The organism is Metabacillus crassostreae (genome assembly GCF_016908395.1).
GTDB lineage: Bacteria > Bacillota > Bacilli > Bacillales > Bacillaceae > Metabacillus > Metabacillus crassostreae.
In genome coordinates this window covers 788944-807144 of the sequence record NZ_JAFBDU010000002.1, presented here as the reverse complement: position 1 = coordinate 807144, position 18201 = coordinate 788944, and the positions used below count along the sequence as shown (strand labels likewise).

The following is an 18201-nucleotide window of genomic DNA, read 5'->3' as shown; positions in this document are numbered from 1 at the left end:
TTACCAAATTAAGTGGTAGTGCCTTATTTATAGTTAAAATGGCTTCAATGTCATTAAAATAATTAGTACAATTGCCGAAGCACTTAAAATGTTATGAAGAGGAGCAGCCTTCTTAGCAAGGTTCAAATAATCCTCTGGTAGTTCATTGTCATTATGGTGTTCAAGCACCTCCATTTGAAGTTTAGCATTTTTGGGAAGTAAGCCTGCAGCAATTGGTTGAACTGCAACAAAAATGATGAGGGATGCAATATACCATATTTCCTTGAATAAATATGGCTGGATAATTCCCATAATAATGCCTGTTAGTAAAAGGGTAATGCTCCCAATCTTTGCATACTTTTCGATGCCTTGAGATACTTTATGGGCGAACCTTGCTTGTGATGTGTTTTTAACATTTCCTAATAAAACAGGCAAACCAAAGGTAGCGCCAAGACCAACGACTGCTGCAATTAGATGAATAGTCAATAAACCTGAGTAAAACGTCATATGTATTCCTCCTTCTTTAAGACTATTTTTTATATTATGCTAAGAATAGATAGAATTAGAATTTGTTTTTAGAGATTAGTAATGAATTAAATTATATACATAATAAGTAAATACAGACCCACTATTACGATTTCTCCTGTATAATAAAATGCATACTGCAATTTATAATTTATATATACTTATAAACAGAGATGCAATAAGCACTAGTTTCATATTATTTTATTGTAGTATGATCTGAAGGTGTATCTGTATCTTTTTTTACTTTAAACTCATTTTAATCAGATATGAAATGAAGGAAGGAAGTCAACAGTGAAGAAGAAGGTTCTTATCAGTGTATCTGCTATTGTCATCATATTTATTTCATTTTTTGTAGTAAACCATATTTCAAGTGAAAAAAAGGAACAAGAAGCGCTCAATAGATCTTTATCATCTAAAAATGTGAATTCTGAAGCTACACAAGAGGAAACTCTTGAGCAAAAGAAGCAGAAAGAATATGAAGAAGATGTAAAGAAGCTTGTTGCTAGTCAGTTTGAGTATTTTGATTCAATAGTAAATGGTGACTTTTTTTATCAATCTAGAATTAGTCAATCTTCAGATAATCTTTCAGATGGATGGTTAACAGAACAAATCAAAGAAGAACTATATAAGCGTGCTTTGGAAATTCATCAATTACTTCCAGAGGAATTGAACGAGAATGATCCCAATTCACAAAAGTTAATGCAAGTCTTAATAACAATTAACACAGCAACAAGCTCTAAGGAAAGTCAAAGAAATATATATACTATCCATAAAACACTATACGAATTAAATGTTCAATTAAATGATTATGAATTAGAGAAGTTCAATTCAAATGGTAGAGAGAATTTTAATCCCGTAACTGATTGGGTTAGTGTATTCGGTGAAAAAGAGGATCAAAGTGTTAAGACAGAAGCAGAACTTAAGGCAGAGCTTGCTGATGATTCTGATGGTTCAGATGAAAATGAATAATAGTTCCTATAGTAAAAATTGTATAATTTAGGGTAAAGTAGCCATATCAATGATAATATATGCTTAAATTAAGTAAGCTCAATACTTTAGTTAAATAAAGTATTGAGTTTTTTTGCTTCTAGGAAATGAAATAAAATAGAACAAGGGGACATCATTTTATGAAAGATGAACTAAGTTATATAGGTAAGAAGATTGTGGACAATTCTTTAGAGCTTGCTAAAAAGGTGGTCTTTCATAAGGATTCTTTATTAAATGAACAAATTATCCGATCAAGTATGCCTATGACCGAGAGGATCGATTATCGAGCTAAATTAATTGGCTATTTTGGCGAAGCCTTATATGAAGATTTTGATATAATATCAGATAAAGTAACAGCATGGGCAATAAGAGCTGCAGAAATTGCTATTAATGACCATATCTCACTAAGTAGTACATTGAGAGGTATTCATGCATATCGAACGGTTATTTGGGACCTATTTACAGAGGAGTTAAAGAAGAGGGAGTTTGCACCTGTGACAATGCTTGATGTGTCAAAAATCATTGATCCATTATTGGATACTGTTTGTGGCATTATTGGTGAAGAATATGAAAAGCATAATCATAAATTAATGCAAATAGCATATACAGCACTTGAAGAATTATCAGTCCCAGTTGTGCCAATTGTTGAAGGAGTTGCTGTTGTTCCACTTGTAGGGGGAATAGATACTCACCGTGCAAAATTAATAATGGACATAACTCTTCATGAATCAGGAAATTTAAAATTAACAAACCTTATTTTTGATGTATCAGGAGTTCCTATTATTGATACAATGGTTGCAAATCAACTGTTTCAAATCGTGTCCGCCTTAAGGTTAACAGGAGTCGAGGTTAGTATTACTGGAATCAGGCCTGAAATTGCTCAAACAATCGTAAATCTAGGTGTGGATTTTGGTGGGATTACCACTAGGGCAAATATGAAGCAGGCATTATCAGAGTTGGGTATTAAACATTATAGAGTGAGTAGGTAATATAAATAAAGGTTCTTTTTTGAAAAATTGTTGCTAATAACGTCATTATTGGTTATAACCAGTTTATCGCATATACGATTTGTAGAAGAAAAGATGCCACAAGACTTTATATTGAGTTGTTTCAAACTTGATTTTAAAAACTACAAGGTTTACGAAAACAGCCTACATAAAAAACGTTCCTTAAAAAGGGACGTTTTTTTATGTCTACACTCATTATAAAATATAGAGCTTGATGGAAAATATAAGGAGAATTTAATTTCTGTGCATAGAACGAAAATGAAATGGAAAATATACTTTTGACTAAAAGTATTTCCCTAGCAAATGTCCTCCTAAGGTAGATAAGTTACAAAAGTGAGATGCAATACTGAGCCTGAAAAGCATAATAGAAGTTGAATTAGAAGGTGTTCATTTTCCTTCAGTTCCTAATTAGCGATTTATGACTTAGAAAAAAAGAGGTTATTTTTCCTCGGGGCCCCTAATATGTCATGATGAGCTTGATGATGGTTTTGCATTTTTTAGGAAGAAAGTACATAATCTTTGGAGTTTACTAACAACAAAATGACGTTTAGAGAAAGAGTTTTATCCTTACCATGTAGTTATTAACCATTCAGGATTCTAGGGCAAAGAACGTGTTTTCCTGCTGTGTGAACCAAGTCTAACCTGTATGATCAAGGCACTTAGGCTTTTCATATGGTCACTATTTTTGACCCATTCTAGTTTTTAAAGGTCACAAAAGTGCACCTTATTAGTCAATTTTGTTGATCGTAATAGCTTAGGTGAAGATCTATAATAAGTATTAGAAAGCGTTTACAATATTGTTAGTAAGGCGGTGAAGGACAATGAGCAAAAATTCAGATTCACAAGAAAATACTTTAAATGTACACTCAGAGGCTAAGAAAAGGGCAAAACGAAATAAATTTCTATCTTATGCAGCTTTCGTTGGTCCAGCACTTTTATTCTTTATCTTAATCCAAATTATCCCATTCTTTATGGGGGTTTATTATTCCTTTACATCATGGAACGGAGTAAGCTCTGTTGTGGAATGGGTAGGCTTAGATAATTATATTAAGATCTTTACGGATGATAAGAAATTCTTCAACTCTTTTATGTTTACAACAAAATTTATGCTTGCAGCAGTTTTAATTAGTAATATCATTGGTTTCGGATTAGCATTATTACTAAATGCAGCATTAAAAACGAAAAATATCTTGCGTACAGTATTCTTTATACCAAATGTAATTGGTGGTTTATTACTAGGATTCATTTGGCAGTTCATTTTCGTAAAAGGTTTTGCTTCATTAGGGAATATGACTGGAATCGGCTTTTTCAAACAACCTTGGTTAGGTGATGAAACAACTGCATTTTGGGGAATTGTTATTGTGTTTGCATGGCAAATTAGTGGTTATATGATGGTAATCTATGTAGCTGCACTTCAAGGGCTTGATACTTCTTTATTAGAAGCAGCTAGAATGGATGGAGCTTCAAGCTTAGATATGTTAACAAAGATTATTGTTCCATTAATTTTACCAGCATTTACAATTTGCTTCTTCTTAACAATTTCTATGGCATTTAAGATTTTTGATCTTAATATCTCTCTAACAGGTGGAGGACCATTTAATTCAACAGAATCTGTTGCCATTAATATTTATCAAGAGGCATTCCAGAATAATAGATATGGTTTAGGAACGGCGAAATCAATCCTATTCTTCTTGATTGTAGCAGTATTTACAACATTCCAAGTTATGTTTACGAAGAAAAGGGAGGTCGAAGCATAATGAACAAAGGATATACAGCACGTACATTTGTGCTTGAGATCTTTGGGATTCTTTTAGGAATCATATTCCTCATTCCCTTTTACTTTGTACTAGTTAATTCGGTTAAAGGGTTTGCAGAAATCTTAATTGATGCAGCTGCATTACCAAAGGAAATTTTATTTAGTAACTATGCTAAAGTTTGGGAAATCTTAAATTTCCAGGATGCTTTTCTTAACTCATTGATCATAACTGTATTCAGTATTGCAGGTATTGTTGTTATAAGCTCAATGGCTGCATGGAAAATGGTTCGAACACCTGGAAAGCTTAGTAAGTTCCTGTTTATCTTCTTTGTGTCAGCAATGGTTATCCCGTTCCAAACTGTGATGATCCCACTTATGAAATTGGGGGGAACACTTGGAATTATGAATAGCATCCCAGGTATTGTCATTATGTACTTTGGTTTTGGTGTATCACTATCGCTCTTCCTCTTCCACGGATTTGTTAAAACAATTCCTGCAGAAATTGAAGAGTCAGCTAGAGTCGATGGTTGTAGTCAGTTTGGAGTATTTTGGAGAATTGTATTTCCACTTTTGAAACCGATTACTGTAACAGTTATTATTTTAAATACACTTTGGATTTGGAATGATTATTTATTACCACTTCTAGTGTTACAAGATTCAGCGTTAAGAACAATACCTTTAGCTACTAGCTCATTCTTTGCTCAATATACAAAGCAATGGGATATGGGTCTAGCAGCACTAGTGCTTGGTATTACACCTGTAATTGTATTTTTCTTATTCCTTCAAAAGCATATTATTAAAGGAATTGCAGCAGGGTCTATTAAGTAATATAGCTCATTAACTTCGCTATATAATGATTTGCAGCTTGAAAAATCTTGCTGCAATCATTTATATAATAAAAAACAAAGATACTAAGGGGGTAAATTAGTAATGAAAAAAGGCTTACTTTTATTTATGTCAATGCTATTAGTTCTTGGGATTATTGCTGGATGTGCTAACAATAATACTGAAGGCAATGAAGGTGGAGAATCAGATGCTAACAAGGAAGGATCTGAAGAAGTTGTAACGTTAGATATGTTCCAATTTAAAGTTGAAATCGCTGATCAGCTTCAAGAAATGATTAAAGAATTTGAAGCAGAGCATCCAAATATTAAGGTTAAACTTGAAACTGTTGGTGGTGGAGCAGATTACGGTGCTGCATTAAAAGCTAAATTTGCTTCAGGTGAAGAGCCAGATATCTTTAACAATGGTGGATTCAAAGAGCTTGCCCTTTGGAAAGAGCATTTAGCAGATCTTTCAAATGAGCCATGGGCAGAGCATGTTCTTCCAATCGGTAAAGTTCCAACAACTGATGAAGATGGTAAGTTATACGGTATGCCGGTAAACCTTGAAGGTTATGGATTTATCTATAATAAAGATTTATTCGAAAAAGCTGGTATTACAGAACCACCAAAAACGTTAACTGAATTAAAAGCAGCTGCAGAAAAATTAAAAGCTGCTGATATTACTCCATTCTCAGCTGGTTATGCTGAATGGTGGGTAATTGGACAGCATTTATTAAACATTCCTTTTGCACAACAAGATGATCCAGAAGCATTTATTGCTGGATTATATGATGGATCTACATCAATTGTAGGTAATGAGCAATTCAAACAATTCAAAGAAGTAATCGATACAGAATTAAAATACGGTAATGAAAACCCGATTACAACAGATTACAATACACAAGTAACATTATTCGCTTCAGGTGAAACAGCTATGGTTCAACAAGGTAACTGGACTGAAAATATGATTTATGAAATCAATCCTGACATGAACATGGGATTCTTACCAATTCCATTAAATGATGAAGCTGATGCTGATGTTTTACCAGTAGGTGTACCAAATAACTGGGTATTAAACAAAGATTCTGAACATCTTGAAGAAGCAAAAACATTCTTAAACTGGATGGTTTCTTCTGAAACAGGTAAACGTTACATCACTGAAGAGTTTGCATTTATTCCTGCATTTGACAATATCGATGCAGCAGGCTTAGGTGATTTAGGTCAATCAATTCTTGAGTACTCTAAGGCAGAGAAAACAATTCCTTGGACTTGGTTCAGATGGCCAGATGGAGCAAATAAAGAGTTTGCAGCATCAATTCAAGCATATTCTGCTGGGAAAATTGAATATGATACAATGTTAGAGCAAATGCAAGCATCATGGGATAATATGAAATAAGAAATAACACATCAATTAGCAGACCAAATCCATAGTGATTTGGTCTTTTTAGTAACTATATAGTCATCACTGGAAAGTAAATAGGGAATGAATTCCCGTTTCATTAACATTTCATTTATACTATTAAATAAGCAGGAAAGGGAGGTTCCAAATATGCGTGTAAAAATGAGTATAAGAAATAAACTAATTGTTTTATTACTTCTAATAACAATTGTCCCATTTGGAACTTCCATTGTTGTTACCTATTTATATACTAAGGAATCTTTAAAGGATCAATTTGTGCAAGAAAATGTTAATCTCTTATATCAGGGGAAAGTGAACTTAGAAGAATATATAGATGAATTAAAAAATTTAACAATGCCATTTTACAATAATATTGATTTTATGAATTATTTAAGATATTCCTATTTAAATGAAGATTATATGACAAAAGGAACAGTTAATGATGTTATTCAAACCATTTTATATTCAGAAGAAAATATTAAAAAGGTAAATATTGCTTTAGTTGATGGAAACCGAAATATTTCTGTTTCTAAACGTACGATTGTCCTGTATTCCAGTATTCCTGATAATTTAAATAGAAAGTATTATCAAAAAGCTAAAAATAGTCCCTACAATATTTATATAGAACCAATGGATAGCCAGGGGGTTAATAGTAGAGATGTTTTTACATTCCATAGAACAATAATAGATGTACCATCAGATAGAATCTTAGGATTTATTTCACTAGACATTACACCAGATAAAATTCTAGGTATTAGTCGAAAGCTTTTTGATGAAGATAGAGAAGAATTTTTTATTTTTTCACCAGGAGGAGAAACCATTTACCAATCTGAGGAGATATCACTTAAAGAGGATTGGGTATCAACATTATTAAATACGGAAAGTCCTAGTGGAACTATAGAGATAGATTCAGATTCTTTTAAAGGGTTAATGATTTATGAAAAAGTTGCAGATTCATCTGGTGGGTGGATTTTAGCTAAAAGAATTCCTTATATTACTGTATTTGAAAGTGCTTTAGGTGTAGCAAAGATAAATATAGTTTTTGGGATAATAGGTTTAATTTTAGTTATTTTAGCAACACTATTTGTATCATTTAAGATTACTTCTCCAATTCGAATTTTATTACAGAATATTAAGCAGGTTGAAAAGGGAAATATGAATGTTGATTTCGACTCTTTAGGTAATGATGAAATAGGTGTATTAGGTGATCGATTTAAAGAAATGGTAGGAAAAATAAATAGACTGATTAATAGGGAATATAAGCTTGAGATTGAGAATAAGACAAATCAACTAAAGGTCCTGCAATCTCAGGTTAATCCGCATTTTTTATACAATGCATTACAATCTATTGGAACTTTAGCTCTGAAAAATAATGTTCCACAGGTTTATACTCTTGTCACACATCTTTCTAAAATTATGAGATACAGTATGAATATGAATGAAGATATGGTTCCTTTAATGAAGGAGCTAGATTATACGAAGGCATTTCTATTATTACAAAAAGAAAGATTTGGAGATCAATTTGATTATACACTGAAGTTTGATGAAGAAACATTGTATATCCCTGTTCCAAAAATGATATTACAGCCAGTTATTGAGAACTATTTTAAACATGGCTTCGAAAGTAATGATGAGTCATTGGGCAATTTGACAATTGTCGGTAAAAAGCAACAAGAGCATTTACTTATCACAATAAAGGATAACGGAAAAGGGATTAGTCAAGATAGACTAAATGAAATCAATGAAACCTTTCAAATGGACAATAGTAGTGCACCTGGTGATTTAAATATCGGATTGAAAAACATCTTTTTACGTTTAAAGCTCTATTATGGGGAGAGTGCAAATTTCAAATTAGAAAATAATCAAGACACAGGAATATGCGTCACTATAAGTCTGCCTTTAATGGGGGGTGAAGAAGCTGAAAGCGATCATAATTGATGATGAAAAGCATGTAAGAGAAGGAATCATGCTGTTAGCAAATTGGGATCAATTTGGAATAACAGATATATATGAGGCAAAAGATGGTGAAGAAGCAAAATCAATGATCTTGAAGCATCATCCAGAAATTATCTTTACAGACATGAACATGCCTAAGATTGATGGAATTGATCTTTTAAAGTGGATTCATACTTCAGATTTTACTAGTAAAACAATTGTGGTGAGTGGCTATGATGATTTCAATTATATGAGAAATGCCATAGCTTATGGAAGCTTTGATTATATATTAAAGCCAATCGAACCAGAGATATTAAATGAAACATTAGAACGTGCCGTAAATGAATGGCATAAACAAGAAACAAAAAGAAAATCATCTGTGCAAAATAATAAAGTAATGAATGAAGCAAGATCAGTATATTGGGATCATCTTTTTACAGGTTTATTAGATAAAGCCTTTATTTCAAATGATACGAAGGTGAAGATTCATCAGGAATTTAAGGTTGATTTAACATTAACACAACAATATACGATTTCATTATTTTCTGTAAGATGTTTGCTATCTAGTGTTTTTAAGGGAGATCGAGATCTAGCTTTTTTCACTGTGTTAAATATATGTAATGAAATTACTCAAATAAATAAATCAGGAGTTTGCTTCAGGAATATTAATAAAGATGATGAAGTGGTTGTTCTATTATGGAAACAAGATGAAATAGAGAAAATGAATAAAAAAATTAAGAGTGCTCTTCAACAGATTTCTAAATCCAATATTATTATTGCAATAGGCAAGACATCTCAACAGCTTGATATGACTTATCATACAGCACTACAAACAATGTTAACCTTTGATCTCCTAACAACAGATAAAAACGAGTTAATTAAGTATCAAGAAACATCAGTTGGTCCTCTTTTTCATTTATTAGATTACATGGAAGAGATTATGTGGACATTACAAAGTGGACGTATAGAAAAGCTTGATAAAGTACTTGATGGGATATTTAACAAGTTAAAATCCGATTATTGTATTTCTTATGAACAAATCATGCTGTGGGAAGATCACTTCAAAATATTAAGGAAGAATTGGTTAAAAGAATATAATGTGAGTAAGCAAATATCCTTTTATAAAGGTTCAAATTATTGGGAGAAAGACGGATCATTTTCTTATACTAAATTTATAAGTGAAAAACGTAAGGAATTTCATGAGCTTATTGAGATTCTTGATACAGCAAAATATCAAAAAGAGAAAAGCAGTATTCAAGAAATCGAAAGCTACCTGCGGAAAAATTATGATAAGGATATTACACTGCAGGAGATTGCTGATCGATTTTATTTAAGCAGAGAGTATATATCAAGGCGCTTTAAACAAGAGTATCATGAAACAGTAACGAATTATTTAACAGCGATAAGAATAGAAAAAGCGAAGGAATTATTGAATAATCCACATTTAAAGGTATATGAAATCTCGTTTAAGGTCGGTTACCAAAATGAGAAATATTTTAGTAAGGTGTTTAAAAAGTCTGTCGGACTTACTCCGAATGAATATAGATCACAGGTTTGAGATGAATAATAAAAGGCTGGGACTTAACTAAAGAAATCATCCATAAAGAAGTATTCAACGTATACTACTGTATTAATCAGTTTATCTGGAAAAGCAAGTTAGTTCCATTGCTGCAGACACTCACTTTTAAAAGGGAGGAAGCTAAGCCATTTCGGCTATGCCTGCTTAGGTCTCAGCCTTTCCTCAATTCCTGTAGGTCCCTAGTGTCTGCCGCTCCATTCCACTAGTTCTTAAAAATAGTATGCAAAATCTAAGATTCTATTGAACAGCAAAAAAAGACCCGAGTTATTAGGTGAAAGATTGAACTATCACCTAATAACTCGGGTCTATTAAAAAGCTTAAAAAATTATGTCACAGCCTCTTTTGGCACTGTTTATTGGCTAACACTTTGAACTTTTTCTTTTTCTTTATCGGTTTCTTCTTCATTATCATTTGTTGTTCGGAGAGGTATTTCTTTTAAAAACAATGTTACGATAAAAGCAAGTGCGATAATGCCAGCACTAACTAAGAAAACCACTGTTAATGATGTATTTAGTGCTTCTTTAAGAACGTTGATAAATTGATCAAACACTTGTGACATATCAGGTGGAAGATCTGCACGTATTGCCTCTAGTTGTTCTGTATCCATTAATATTTGTGGATTTTGTAGCTTTTCCATTGTTTCAGCCATTTCTGGTGGAGGTGTAGGAATACTCTCTGCTTGATTATCTGCTAATTCATTCATCATTTTATTCCCCATAACAGATCCAAGTAACGCAACTCCTACTGTTCCACCTATTTGTCTAAATGTTTGCATAGAAGCTGTTGCAACACCTAAATATTTATGGCTCACAGCATTTTGAACGGTAATATTAAATACTGGCATATTCACTCCAATACCAATACCCACTACAATCAATTGCAGAATTAACCGTGTTAGTGAAGAGTCTACTTCTAATGTTGAATTAAGGATAAGACCTATCGCCATAATGACTAAGCCAAGTAAAGCAAAGATTTTGTATTTACCTGTTTTAGTGATTAAGTTTCCAACAATGATGCTAGATGTGACCATTGAAACTGTCATGACCATTTCAACTAATCCTGATACAGTAGCAGATTCGCCCTGTACCCCTTGAACATAAAATGGTACGTACATAATTGTGCCGAACATTCCCATTCCTAAGAGCATCCCAGCTATATTTGATACAGAGAAAACACTGTTTTTAAATAGGAAGAGAGGTAAAACTGGACTTTTAGCTTTAAGTTCGATAAAGATAAATCCTACAATTGAAAGAATGGTTATAGAAAATAAGCCGATAATTTCTAAAGAGAGCCAATCATACTTATCTCCTGCCCAAGTGAAGCCAAGTAAAAGGCTGATAATAGCGATTGTTAATGTAATCGAACCGAGAAAATCTATTGGTTCTTTTTCTTTTGCCTTTTGAGATGGATATAATCGCAGAATTAAAGCAAAAGCGAAGAATCCAATCGGTAAGAAAACCCAGAAAATCCAATGCCAATCAAAGTTATCAACAATATAACCACCAAGTGTTGGTCCGAATAAGCTTGAAAGTCCGAAAACACCACCTAGCAAGCCTTGCCATTTTCCACGCTCACGAGGAGTAAATAAATCTCCTACTGTTGTAAAGGCACTGGACATGATCATTCCGCCGCCAAATCCTTGTAAACCACGATACAAAATTAACTGAATAATGTCATTAGATGTACCACTTAAAAATGCACCAAGCATAAATATCCCAATACCGATTAAGATAAAGATTTTTCGTCCATAAATATCGGATAATTTACCAACTAACATTGCTGTAATTGTTGATGTTAGCATGTAGACGGTGAAAACCCAGTCAAAATACTCCATTCCGCCAATTGTCGAAACAATTTTAGGTAAAGCTGTTCCAACAATAGTCATGTTAACAGCTGCAAAGAACATGGCTGACATGATAGCAACCATAATCATGACCTTTTGTTTATGTTCTAAATGATACATGTTTTACCCTCCTAATATCAGTGACTCAAGTTCAATAATAGTCATTGTTAACTGCTCTTCTTTTCTAAAATATTGTAATAAAGCCTCAATAAGAAAAACCCTATGTTGGGTTGCAGTCAGTTCCTTTTTTAACATCTCCAAAGAGCTAGCTAATTTTTCACGATGTGTTTGATCTTCTAAGGTTTGAATGTATTTAGCAATTTTATTCAGGTGATTATAAATGTGATCTGAATGAGAAGGGAAAGATTTCAGCATTTCCTCTTTAAATAAAGGTTTAGGCTTTGATTTAATTAAGTCTTTTGAAATAATATCTAAACGGTCAACTATATAAGTGGCAATATCAAGAGCTGCATGATGATCAACATGCTTATGTTCACTAGCATGTAAGATATATTCTTTTAAGATTCCATGTAATGTTATGGTTAAATCCCAGATATAAGGCTTAATTTCATCTCCATATGCATGGATGAGCATGTTTTTTTGCCACAATACAATACGAGATCTTACCTTTATCAAGATATCCTTAAGTTTGTTGTTTTCAGTTACTGGAATTTCCTTTATTTGCATCATGATAAAATCCTTGCGATCAATAAAGTCTTCGATCTGAGTACAAAGTTGCTTAATTAAAAGCTCCTTAGGTGTTAACGAAGGATCAAAAGAGTAGGTTGCAGCTTTTTCAAACATGATGTTTTGATGGTATTCAAATACGGCAATAAACAGATCTTCCTTTGATGTGAAAAGCTTATATAGAGAAGCTTTAGACATCGAGCATTTTTCAGCGATTTCCTGAACAGAAGTTGTATGGTAGCCTTTCTCAGCAAAAAAAGCGGTTGCTGTTTCAATAATAAGTTTTCTTTTAGCGTCCAAAAAAATCACATCCTTGCGAGGGAAACTCAGTAGTTACTTTAAGAACTCGAAAGTATCCAAACGTTATTTTAGTGTAATTTATTAGATTAGTCAATGATGATGCCCTAGTAAATGAGACTGGGACATAATTAAAGATGTCATACAAAAAGACGAATAAATGTTAAGTTGAAAGAAACAAGTTCGTTCCATTGCGCTGCAGACATAAGATTCGCCTGGGAGGGAGCTAAGCCTCTCGTAAGCTGCGCGCCTGTGGGGTCTAGAGCCTTTCCTCTGCACCCGCAGGAGTCAAATGTCTTCCGCTCCATTTCACTAGTTCTTAAAAATAGGATGCAAAATCAAAAAATCTATTGAAGATAGCAAATAAAAACCCGAAACATTAGGTGATTAATTAATTGAAATATCTCCTAATATTTCGGGTTTATCATTAGCTTAAATACTTATGTCCCAGCCTCATTTATATTTTTATGGTATTAATCATTATAAATAGGTAGATTAATAGAAAACTGTGTTCCATTAACATCACTTTCTACAGTCATTATTCCTCCATGATTTTCAATAATTTTTCTAGATACTGATAACCCTAATCCTGTTCCTTCATCCTTTGTTGAGAAGAAAGGATCAAATACATGAGATAAAATTGACGAATGAATTCCAATTCCATTATCAATGAATTGTATTAGAATATATTGAGCTCTAACAGTAGTTTTAATTGTGATCTCTAAAGGTGCTTGATCTATTGCTTGCATTGAATTACGTAGTAAATTCATAAATACTTGAAGCAATTCATCTTGATGACCTTTTATTGAGAGATTCATTGTTAAAGGATCCAGCTCATAGTGTAACTTGGCATTATACAGTAATGCTTCACTTTTAAGGAATTTTCCTAGATACTCTGTCAAAAATTCAAAGATATTTAGCTCTTTCGTTGTAGTGTGGGCTGGTTTTGAAATACTTAAAAAATCACTAATTATCTTATTTGCACGATCCAGTTCAGGGATAAGTAAATTTAAAAATAGTTTTGTATGCTCGTTATCATCACTTTCACTTAGAAACTGTAAGTAACCTCTTACTGTTGTTAAGGGATTTCTAATTTCATGGGCAATTCCAGCAGCAATTCTTCCTGCTAAAGCTTGTTTTTCAGCTTCTTTAATCACATTTAAGAAATAAAATGTGCCAATCACTCTTTTTATAGAGCCATCAGGATTCCATAAAATTCTTGTGTTTATTATTCCATAATTCATATCCAATACTTCTTTATTTATTAATTCTGTTCCTGATTTAATTGATTCAAGTACAGCAATTTGTTCATCAGGTATTTTGAGTAACTCCCGAATATGCTTTCCGATTATTTGATCTCTCTCAACATTCAAATCCTTTGCAGCTTGCTGATACAAAAAGTTATGATTCCTTTAGCATCGACAAAGACAATATGATGTGGAACAAAATCAAGTATAGCCGGCAAAAAACCTTCACTCTCATTTAGGTCACCATAATCGTTTAGAGGATGGTTGTCCATCCTTGTTATTTCGATGTTATGATTTTCGTCTTTCTTAACACTTAAACCGAGCTGTTGGTCATGATATGTAAAAGTGCCTTTAATCTGTTCAAGTGATCTGCGAAGTAAGTCGTTCTCTTTTTTAAGTTGTTCGAGTTCATTCTCGTCTGAAACGTTAATAGTCATTTAAAGACTCCTTATTTTAGCAGTAATGATGGCTCTAAACTAATTAATATTATACGCTACACAATTTTACATTTACTAGGTTAGATAATCACTTTTTTGAATAGTTATTACAAGTCATATCACAAACACTCACTCATGAATATGATAGAACAAGGGTTAGTATAAGGAGGCGAAATTATGAAGGAAAAAGAATTCGAAGTTGGCCTCAAAGAATTAGAGCTTACAGTAAAAGAGTTAGAATATCAGCTTGAGAACTTCGAAGATCATCATTCAAATACCTTAGATGAAAATGATGTGAGGGCACTTGTTGATAAGATATTAACAGAAAAAGAATATGTGACAAAAAAAGAAATGGACAAAAAAATATATGAAAGTCAGCTACAGCTAACGAAGTGGATTGTTGGAACAGGGATTAGTATGACAGCGGTTGTTGTAGGTATTCTTCGCTTTTTTTAAAAGGTGCTTTTTAAAAGGTGAAAGTCTTGGAAAAATTTTCACATTTATCATGGTATTTAAACGATTATATTATAGTAGAAAAGGGGCCAGAAAGTAGCCCCTTTTGTTTATTAATTATTATCTATAATAGTAGCCACGATTAAATGGACCATCATCTAAAGCTGCTCCACCTAGTAATCCTGCACCTAGACCTAATAATCCAGTTGTTAGTGGTCCTACGCCACCACCATAGCCACCAAATCCAGGGGAACCGTATCCTGCTCCATAGCCAGGTCCATAACCAGTTCCGTATCCAGCTCCAGGATAACCGTATCCACCACCAAAGCCAGTTCCGGGATAACCATATCCACCACCGTAACCAGCTCCAGGGTAGCCACCATAGCCAGCACCATAATTATATCCACCAAAAGGACTTACTCCAGGACCACCTGGGTATCCTCCAAAACCGCCGCCATATCCAAAGGGTGCTCTAGATGTTCTATATGTCATTAGTCATTCATCCTCCCAAATGTTAATGTTTCACTGTACTATATGTATATACCTATTGAAATGGGAATGAGTTTTTGCAGAATGGGCTAATGTCCATAGATATTACGAAATTAAAAAGAACCTTCTTATGTTAAAGTTTTGTAAATAGTTGAAACTAGGAATTCAATTTACTAATTTATAATAAATATGAAGAAAGCTATTGATTATCTATTAGAAGAGTAATATACTAAGGAAGTAATTTTTTTAGGTTTCTCGACAAAAAACGACAAAATTCCTTTTTTATCTTGCTTCTTCTCAGAAGCCTTGTTATAATCAAATACATATCCTATGCGGGTGTAGTTTAGTGGTAAAACCTCAGCCTTCCAAGCTGATGATGAGGGTTCGATTCCCTTCACCCGCTCCATACATATGGTTACAACGCAGTGTTTCGTTTCTTAGATAAACGAGGCATTGCGTTTTTTAATTTTCAAACCATATATTTTCAAAATTGAATACTGACCATTACTTGTAACTGGGATACTCCACAGGCACATGCACATGCACATGCACCAGAAGTCTTCTTTGTAAAGCTTGTGCATAACAAATTCCTGTATGGAGGAAATCGACAATCATAGAATCAGTCCTTCACTCTTAAGTAATAACGCTATAATTGCTATCTCCTCCATGGATTTGAGTGAACATTTTTGATAAACTTTGTAATAATTGATTAGCTTCTTCACTGTGAAATGAAGGCTGAAAATATATAAAATGAATTGCATTGACAGTGCTTGATGTTACAGCAGTTCGTTTAGAATCGAGATATGGACTTCCAAATGGTCCACCTTGGTCTTGAGTAAGTATTTTATTAGATAACGCTATATCACGTTCATTAATGGCGGTATAGGAATCGCTGCTTGTCCCAACTTTAATTGAAATCGTATCGCCTGACAGTTTATCATAATCATAAATTCCAAGAGGAATCTGATATTGAAGAGATAGAAAATTATTCAGATCAACTGCTGAATTGACATTACTAAGAAATTGCTGTTTTTGTACTCGACGATATAAAGCTTCACTAGAAGGTCGATAACGACTTGGATCAGTTCCTACTAATTTAAATAATTTTCTCCATTCATCTATTGCTGGGATTTCAGTGACTTTTTTATCAACATAATCAAAATAGAGGGATTCCTGAAACAACTGAAGTCTTCCTTTAAGCATTTGTGGTGAATCCGATACTTGAATATCTTTATAATGGACAACACCAACCTTAAAGTCTGGACTTAATTCCTTTAATATATGATCGATTATAATTTCCATTATTTAAACCTCCACAACTATAGTGGTGTTATTTTACCATAATAGAAGTGGTATTTCGTCACCTGAGCTTCGTCTAGCTTCTAAAAAGAATGTTCTGATGTGAGCTTATTGCTTATAGGTAACGTTGTTCTTGTTGAAAAGAGCTGTGACGAAGCTTAATACAGTGCGTTCTTTTCAATTACTAAAAGTAACACGTCAATTTAAAAAGAAGGGAGGTACTAGTATGAACATTGAACAATTTAAACAAGAAGTAATTGAATACAGTAAAGAAATTGGTATAGATAAAATAGGTTTTACAAGTGCTGGTTTGTTTGAGGAGCTAAAGCAGCGGTTAATAGCTCAACAAGAGCTTGGCTATCAATCAGGATTTGAAGAAGCAGATATCGAAAAAAGAGTTACACCTGTGAAGCTTTTGCCAAAAGCAAGTTCGATCATTTCAATAGCTCTTGCATATCCTTCTAAGCTTAAAGATGCACCTAAAAGCACTAAAGAAGATCGACGTGGAATTTTTTGTAGAGCTTCATGGGGACAAGATTATCATACCGTTTTACGTGATCGGCTAAAGAAGCTAGAGGAGTTTTTAAAAGAAAGAATACCTGATATTCAACTAAAATCAATGGTAGATACAGGAGAATTATCAGATCGTGCAGTTGCAGAACGAGCTGGTATTGGTTGGAGTGGGAAAAACTGTTCGATTATAACACCTGAGTTTGGTTCTTATGTTTACTTAGGAGAAATGATAACAAATTTTCCTTTCCCACCTGATCAACCTATGGAAGATCAATGTGGAAGCTGCCGCAAATGTATCGACGTTTGTCCGACTGGTGCTCTAGTTCAACCAGGTCAGCTTGATTCATCAAAATGTATTGCCTTTTTAACACAAACGAAGGGCTTTTTAGCTGATGAATATCGAACGAAAATTGGTAACAGAATTTATGGCTGTGATACATGTCAAACTGTTTGTCCAATTAACAAAGGAAAGGATTTTCATTTTCATGAAGAAATGGAGCCTGATCCTGAAATAGCAAAGCCAAAATTGAAGCCTCTTTTAACGATTAGTAACCGTGAATTCAAAGAGAAATATGGACATATTTCTGGTTCATGGCGAGGAAAAAAACCACTTCAAAGAAATGCAATACTAGCTTTAGCACATTTTAAAGATAAAACTGCTACGCAAGACTTAATAATGTTGGTTCATCAAGATCCAAGACCTGTAATTCGCGGTACAGCTGCATGGGCTCTTGGTAAAATTGGAGAAGCTTCTGTAGAAGCTGAGCTTTTAAAGGCATTTGAAAAAGAGAAGGATGAGCAGGTTAGAGAGGAAATACAAAAAGGATTAGCATTGCTTCATGAAACCACTTGATTTAGGTAGCTTCTATTTAATTAGATCGCTACCTTTTTTGTGTTCCAAAAAACGTTATAATATATCCCACTTCTTAAGACATTAACGACTAT

Annotated in this window: 16 protein-coding genes and 1 tRNA gene; 10 read left to right on the top strand and 7 right to left on the bottom strand. The window is 33.4% G+C overall.

Going from position 1 to position 18201, the window contains the following annotated elements:
- Positions 1-33: 33 nt before the first annotated feature.
- The gene (locus JOC75_RS11445; RefSeq protein ID WP_204954163.1) at positions 34-486 is read right to left on the bottom strand and encodes a DUF2269 family protein; all 453 of its coding nucleotides are present in this window, start codon (positions 484-486) and stop codon (positions 34-36) included.
- A gap of 309 nt (positions 487-795) precedes the next feature.
- Here JOC75_RS11445 and JOC75_RS11440 point away from each other — a divergent pair, with 309 nt between their 5' ends.
- From JOC75_RS11440 to JOC75_RS11410, 7 genes are all read left to right on the top strand, one after another.
- Positions 796-1473, top strand: coding sequence for a hypothetical protein (locus JOC75_RS11440; protein WP_204954162.1), 678 nt, complete (start codon positions 796-798; stop codon positions 1471-1473).
- Between the two features lie 158 nt (positions 1474-1631).
- On the top strand, positions 1632-2480 hold the full coding sequence (locus tag JOC75_RS11435; protein WP_204954161.1) for an STAS domain-containing protein: 849 nt from the start codon (positions 1632-1634) through the stop codon (positions 2478-2480).
- A gap of 839 nt (positions 2481-3319) precedes the next feature.
- Positions 3320-4255, top strand: coding sequence for a carbohydrate ABC transporter permease (locus JOC75_RS11430; protein ID WP_204954160.1), 936 nt, complete (start codon positions 3320-3322; stop codon positions 4253-4255).
- Complete coding sequence (locus JOC75_RS11425; protein WP_204954159.1) at positions 4255-5082, top strand: carbohydrate ABC transporter permease; 828 nt, start codon at positions 4255-4257, stop codon at positions 5080-5082. The genes JOC75_RS11430 and JOC75_RS11425 overlap by 1 nt, the downstream gene beginning before the upstream one ends.
- A gap of 102 nt (positions 5083-5184) precedes the next feature.
- Positions 5185-6474 (top strand): ABC transporter substrate-binding protein, encoded by a 1290-nt coding sequence (locus JOC75_RS11420; RefSeq protein WP_204954158.1) that lies wholly within the window; start codon positions 5185-5187, stop codon positions 6472-6474.
- 153 nt (positions 6475-6627) lie between these two features.
- On the top strand, positions 6628-8415 hold the full coding sequence (locus JOC75_RS11415; RefSeq protein ID WP_204954157.1) for a sensor histidine kinase: 1788 nt from the start codon (positions 6628-6630) through the stop codon (positions 8413-8415).
- Positions 8387-9970: a response regulator gene (locus JOC75_RS11410; RefSeq protein ID WP_204954156.1), complete on the top strand. Its 1584-nt coding sequence runs from the start codon at positions 8387-8389 to the stop codon at positions 9968-9970. Before JOC75_RS11415 ends, JOC75_RS11410 begins: the two co-directional genes overlap by 29 nt.
- A 373-nt stretch (positions 9971-10343) precedes the next feature.
- Here JOC75_RS11410 and JOC75_RS11405 read toward each other — a convergent pair whose 3' ends face one another.
- From JOC75_RS11405 to JOC75_RS23975, 4 genes are all read right to left on the bottom strand, one after another.
- Positions 10344-11954 carry an MDR family MFS transporter gene (locus JOC75_RS11405; protein WP_204954155.1) on the bottom strand — a complete coding sequence of 537 codons (1611 nt, stop codon included), beginning with the start codon at positions 11952-11954 and terminating at the stop codon, positions 10344-10346.
- 3 nt (positions 11955-11957) lie between these two features.
- Positions 11958-12821 carry a TetR/AcrR family transcriptional regulator gene (locus JOC75_RS11400; RefSeq protein ID WP_204954154.1) on the bottom strand — a complete coding sequence of 288 codons (864 nt, stop codon included), beginning with the start codon at positions 12819-12821 and terminating at the stop codon, positions 11958-11960.
- A 470-nt stretch (positions 12822-13291) separates the two neighbouring features.
- Positions 13292-14215, bottom strand: a complete 924-nt coding sequence (locus tag JOC75_RS11395) for a two-component system sensor histidine kinase NtrB (RefSeq protein WP_239589408.1) — start codon at positions 14213-14215, stop codon at positions 13292-13294.
- Positions 14188-14502, bottom strand: a complete 315-nt coding sequence (locus JOC75_RS23975; RefSeq protein ID WP_239589407.1) for a hypothetical protein — start codon at positions 14500-14502, stop codon at positions 14188-14190. The genes JOC75_RS11395 and JOC75_RS23975 overlap by 28 nt, the downstream gene beginning before the upstream one ends.
- Positions 14503-14679: 177 nt before the next feature.
- Here JOC75_RS23975 and JOC75_RS11390 point away from each other — a divergent pair, with 177 nt between their 5' ends.
- Complete coding sequence (locus tag JOC75_RS11390) at positions 14680-14958, top strand: hypothetical protein (protein ID WP_204954153.1); 279 nt, start codon at positions 14680-14682, stop codon at positions 14956-14958.
- Positions 14959-15075: 117 nt separating this feature from the next.
- On the opposite strand, the gene JOC75_RS11385 is transcribed toward JOC75_RS11390, so the two are convergent.
- Positions 15076-15447 carry a hypothetical protein gene (locus tag JOC75_RS11385; RefSeq protein WP_204954152.1) on the bottom strand — a complete coding sequence of 124 codons (372 nt, stop codon included), beginning with the start codon at positions 15445-15447 and terminating at the stop codon, positions 15076-15078.
- A gap of 329 nt (positions 15448-15776) precedes the next feature.
- Here JOC75_RS11385 and JOC75_RS11380 point away from each other — a divergent pair.
- Positions 15777-15850: transfer RNA gene (locus JOC75_RS11380), tRNA-Gly, on the top strand.
- 227 nt (positions 15851-16077) lie between these two features.
- Here JOC75_RS11380 and JOC75_RS11375 read toward each other — a convergent pair.
- Entirely contained in the window at positions 16078-16746 is a 669-nt protein-coding gene (locus JOC75_RS11375; protein WP_204954151.1) for a B3/B4 domain-containing protein, read from the bottom strand.
- A gap of 223 nt (positions 16747-16969) precedes the next feature.
- On the opposite strand from JOC75_RS11375, the gene queG reads away from it, so the two are divergent.
- The gene (queG, locus tag JOC75_RS11370; RefSeq protein ID WP_204954150.1) at positions 16970-18109 is read left to right on the top strand and encodes a tRNA epoxyqueuosine(34) reductase QueG; all 1140 of its coding nucleotides are present in this window, start codon (positions 16970-16972) and stop codon (positions 18107-18109) included.
- Positions 18110-18201: the final 92 nt, after the last annotated feature.

Bases quoted from the DNA above. Each gene is read 5' to 3' on its own strand.
- JOC75_RS11445 (WP_204954163.1), bottom strand. From the start codon at position 486: ATGACGTTTTACTCAGGTTTATTGACTATTCATCTAATTGCAGCAGTC.
- JOC75_RS11435 (WP_204954161.1), top strand. From the start codon at position 1,632: ATGAAAGATGAACTAAGTTATATAGGTAAGAAGATTGTGGACAATTCT.
- JOC75_RS11430 (WP_204954160.1), top strand. From the start codon at position 3,320: ATGAGCAAAAATTCAGATTCACAAGAAAATACTTTAAATGTACACTCA.
- JOC75_RS11425 (WP_204954159.1), top strand. From the start codon at position 4,255: ATGAACAAAGGATATACAGCACGTACATTTGTGCTTGAGATCTTTGGG.
- JOC75_RS11420 (WP_204954158.1), top strand. From the start codon at position 5,185: ATGAAAAAAGGCTTACTTTTATTTATGTCAATGCTATTAGTTCTTGGG.
- JOC75_RS11415 (WP_204954157.1), top strand. From the start codon at position 6,628: ATGCGTGTAAAAATGAGTATAAGAAATAAACTAATTGTTTTATTACTT.
- JOC75_RS11405 (WP_204954155.1), bottom strand. From the start codon at position 11,954: ATGTATCATTTAGAACATAAACAAAAGGTCATGATTATGGTTGCTATC.
- JOC75_RS23975 (WP_239589407.1), bottom strand. From the start codon at position 14,502: ATGACTATTAACGTTTCAGACGAGAATGAACTCGAACAACTTAAAAAA.
- JOC75_RS11390 (WP_204954153.1), top strand. From the start codon at position 14,680: ATGAAGGAAAAAGAATTCGAAGTTGGCCTCAAAGAATTAGAGCTTACA.
- JOC75_RS11385 (WP_204954152.1), bottom strand. From the start codon at position 15,447: ATGACATATAGAACATCTAGAGCACCCTTTGGATATGGCGGCGGTTTT.
- JOC75_RS11375 (WP_204954151.1), bottom strand. From the start codon at position 16,746: ATGGAAATTATAATCGATCATATATTAAAGGAATTAAGTCCAGACTTT.
- queG (WP_204954150.1), top strand. From the start codon at position 16,970: ATGAACATTGAACAATTTAAACAAGAAGTAATTGAATACAGTAAAGAA.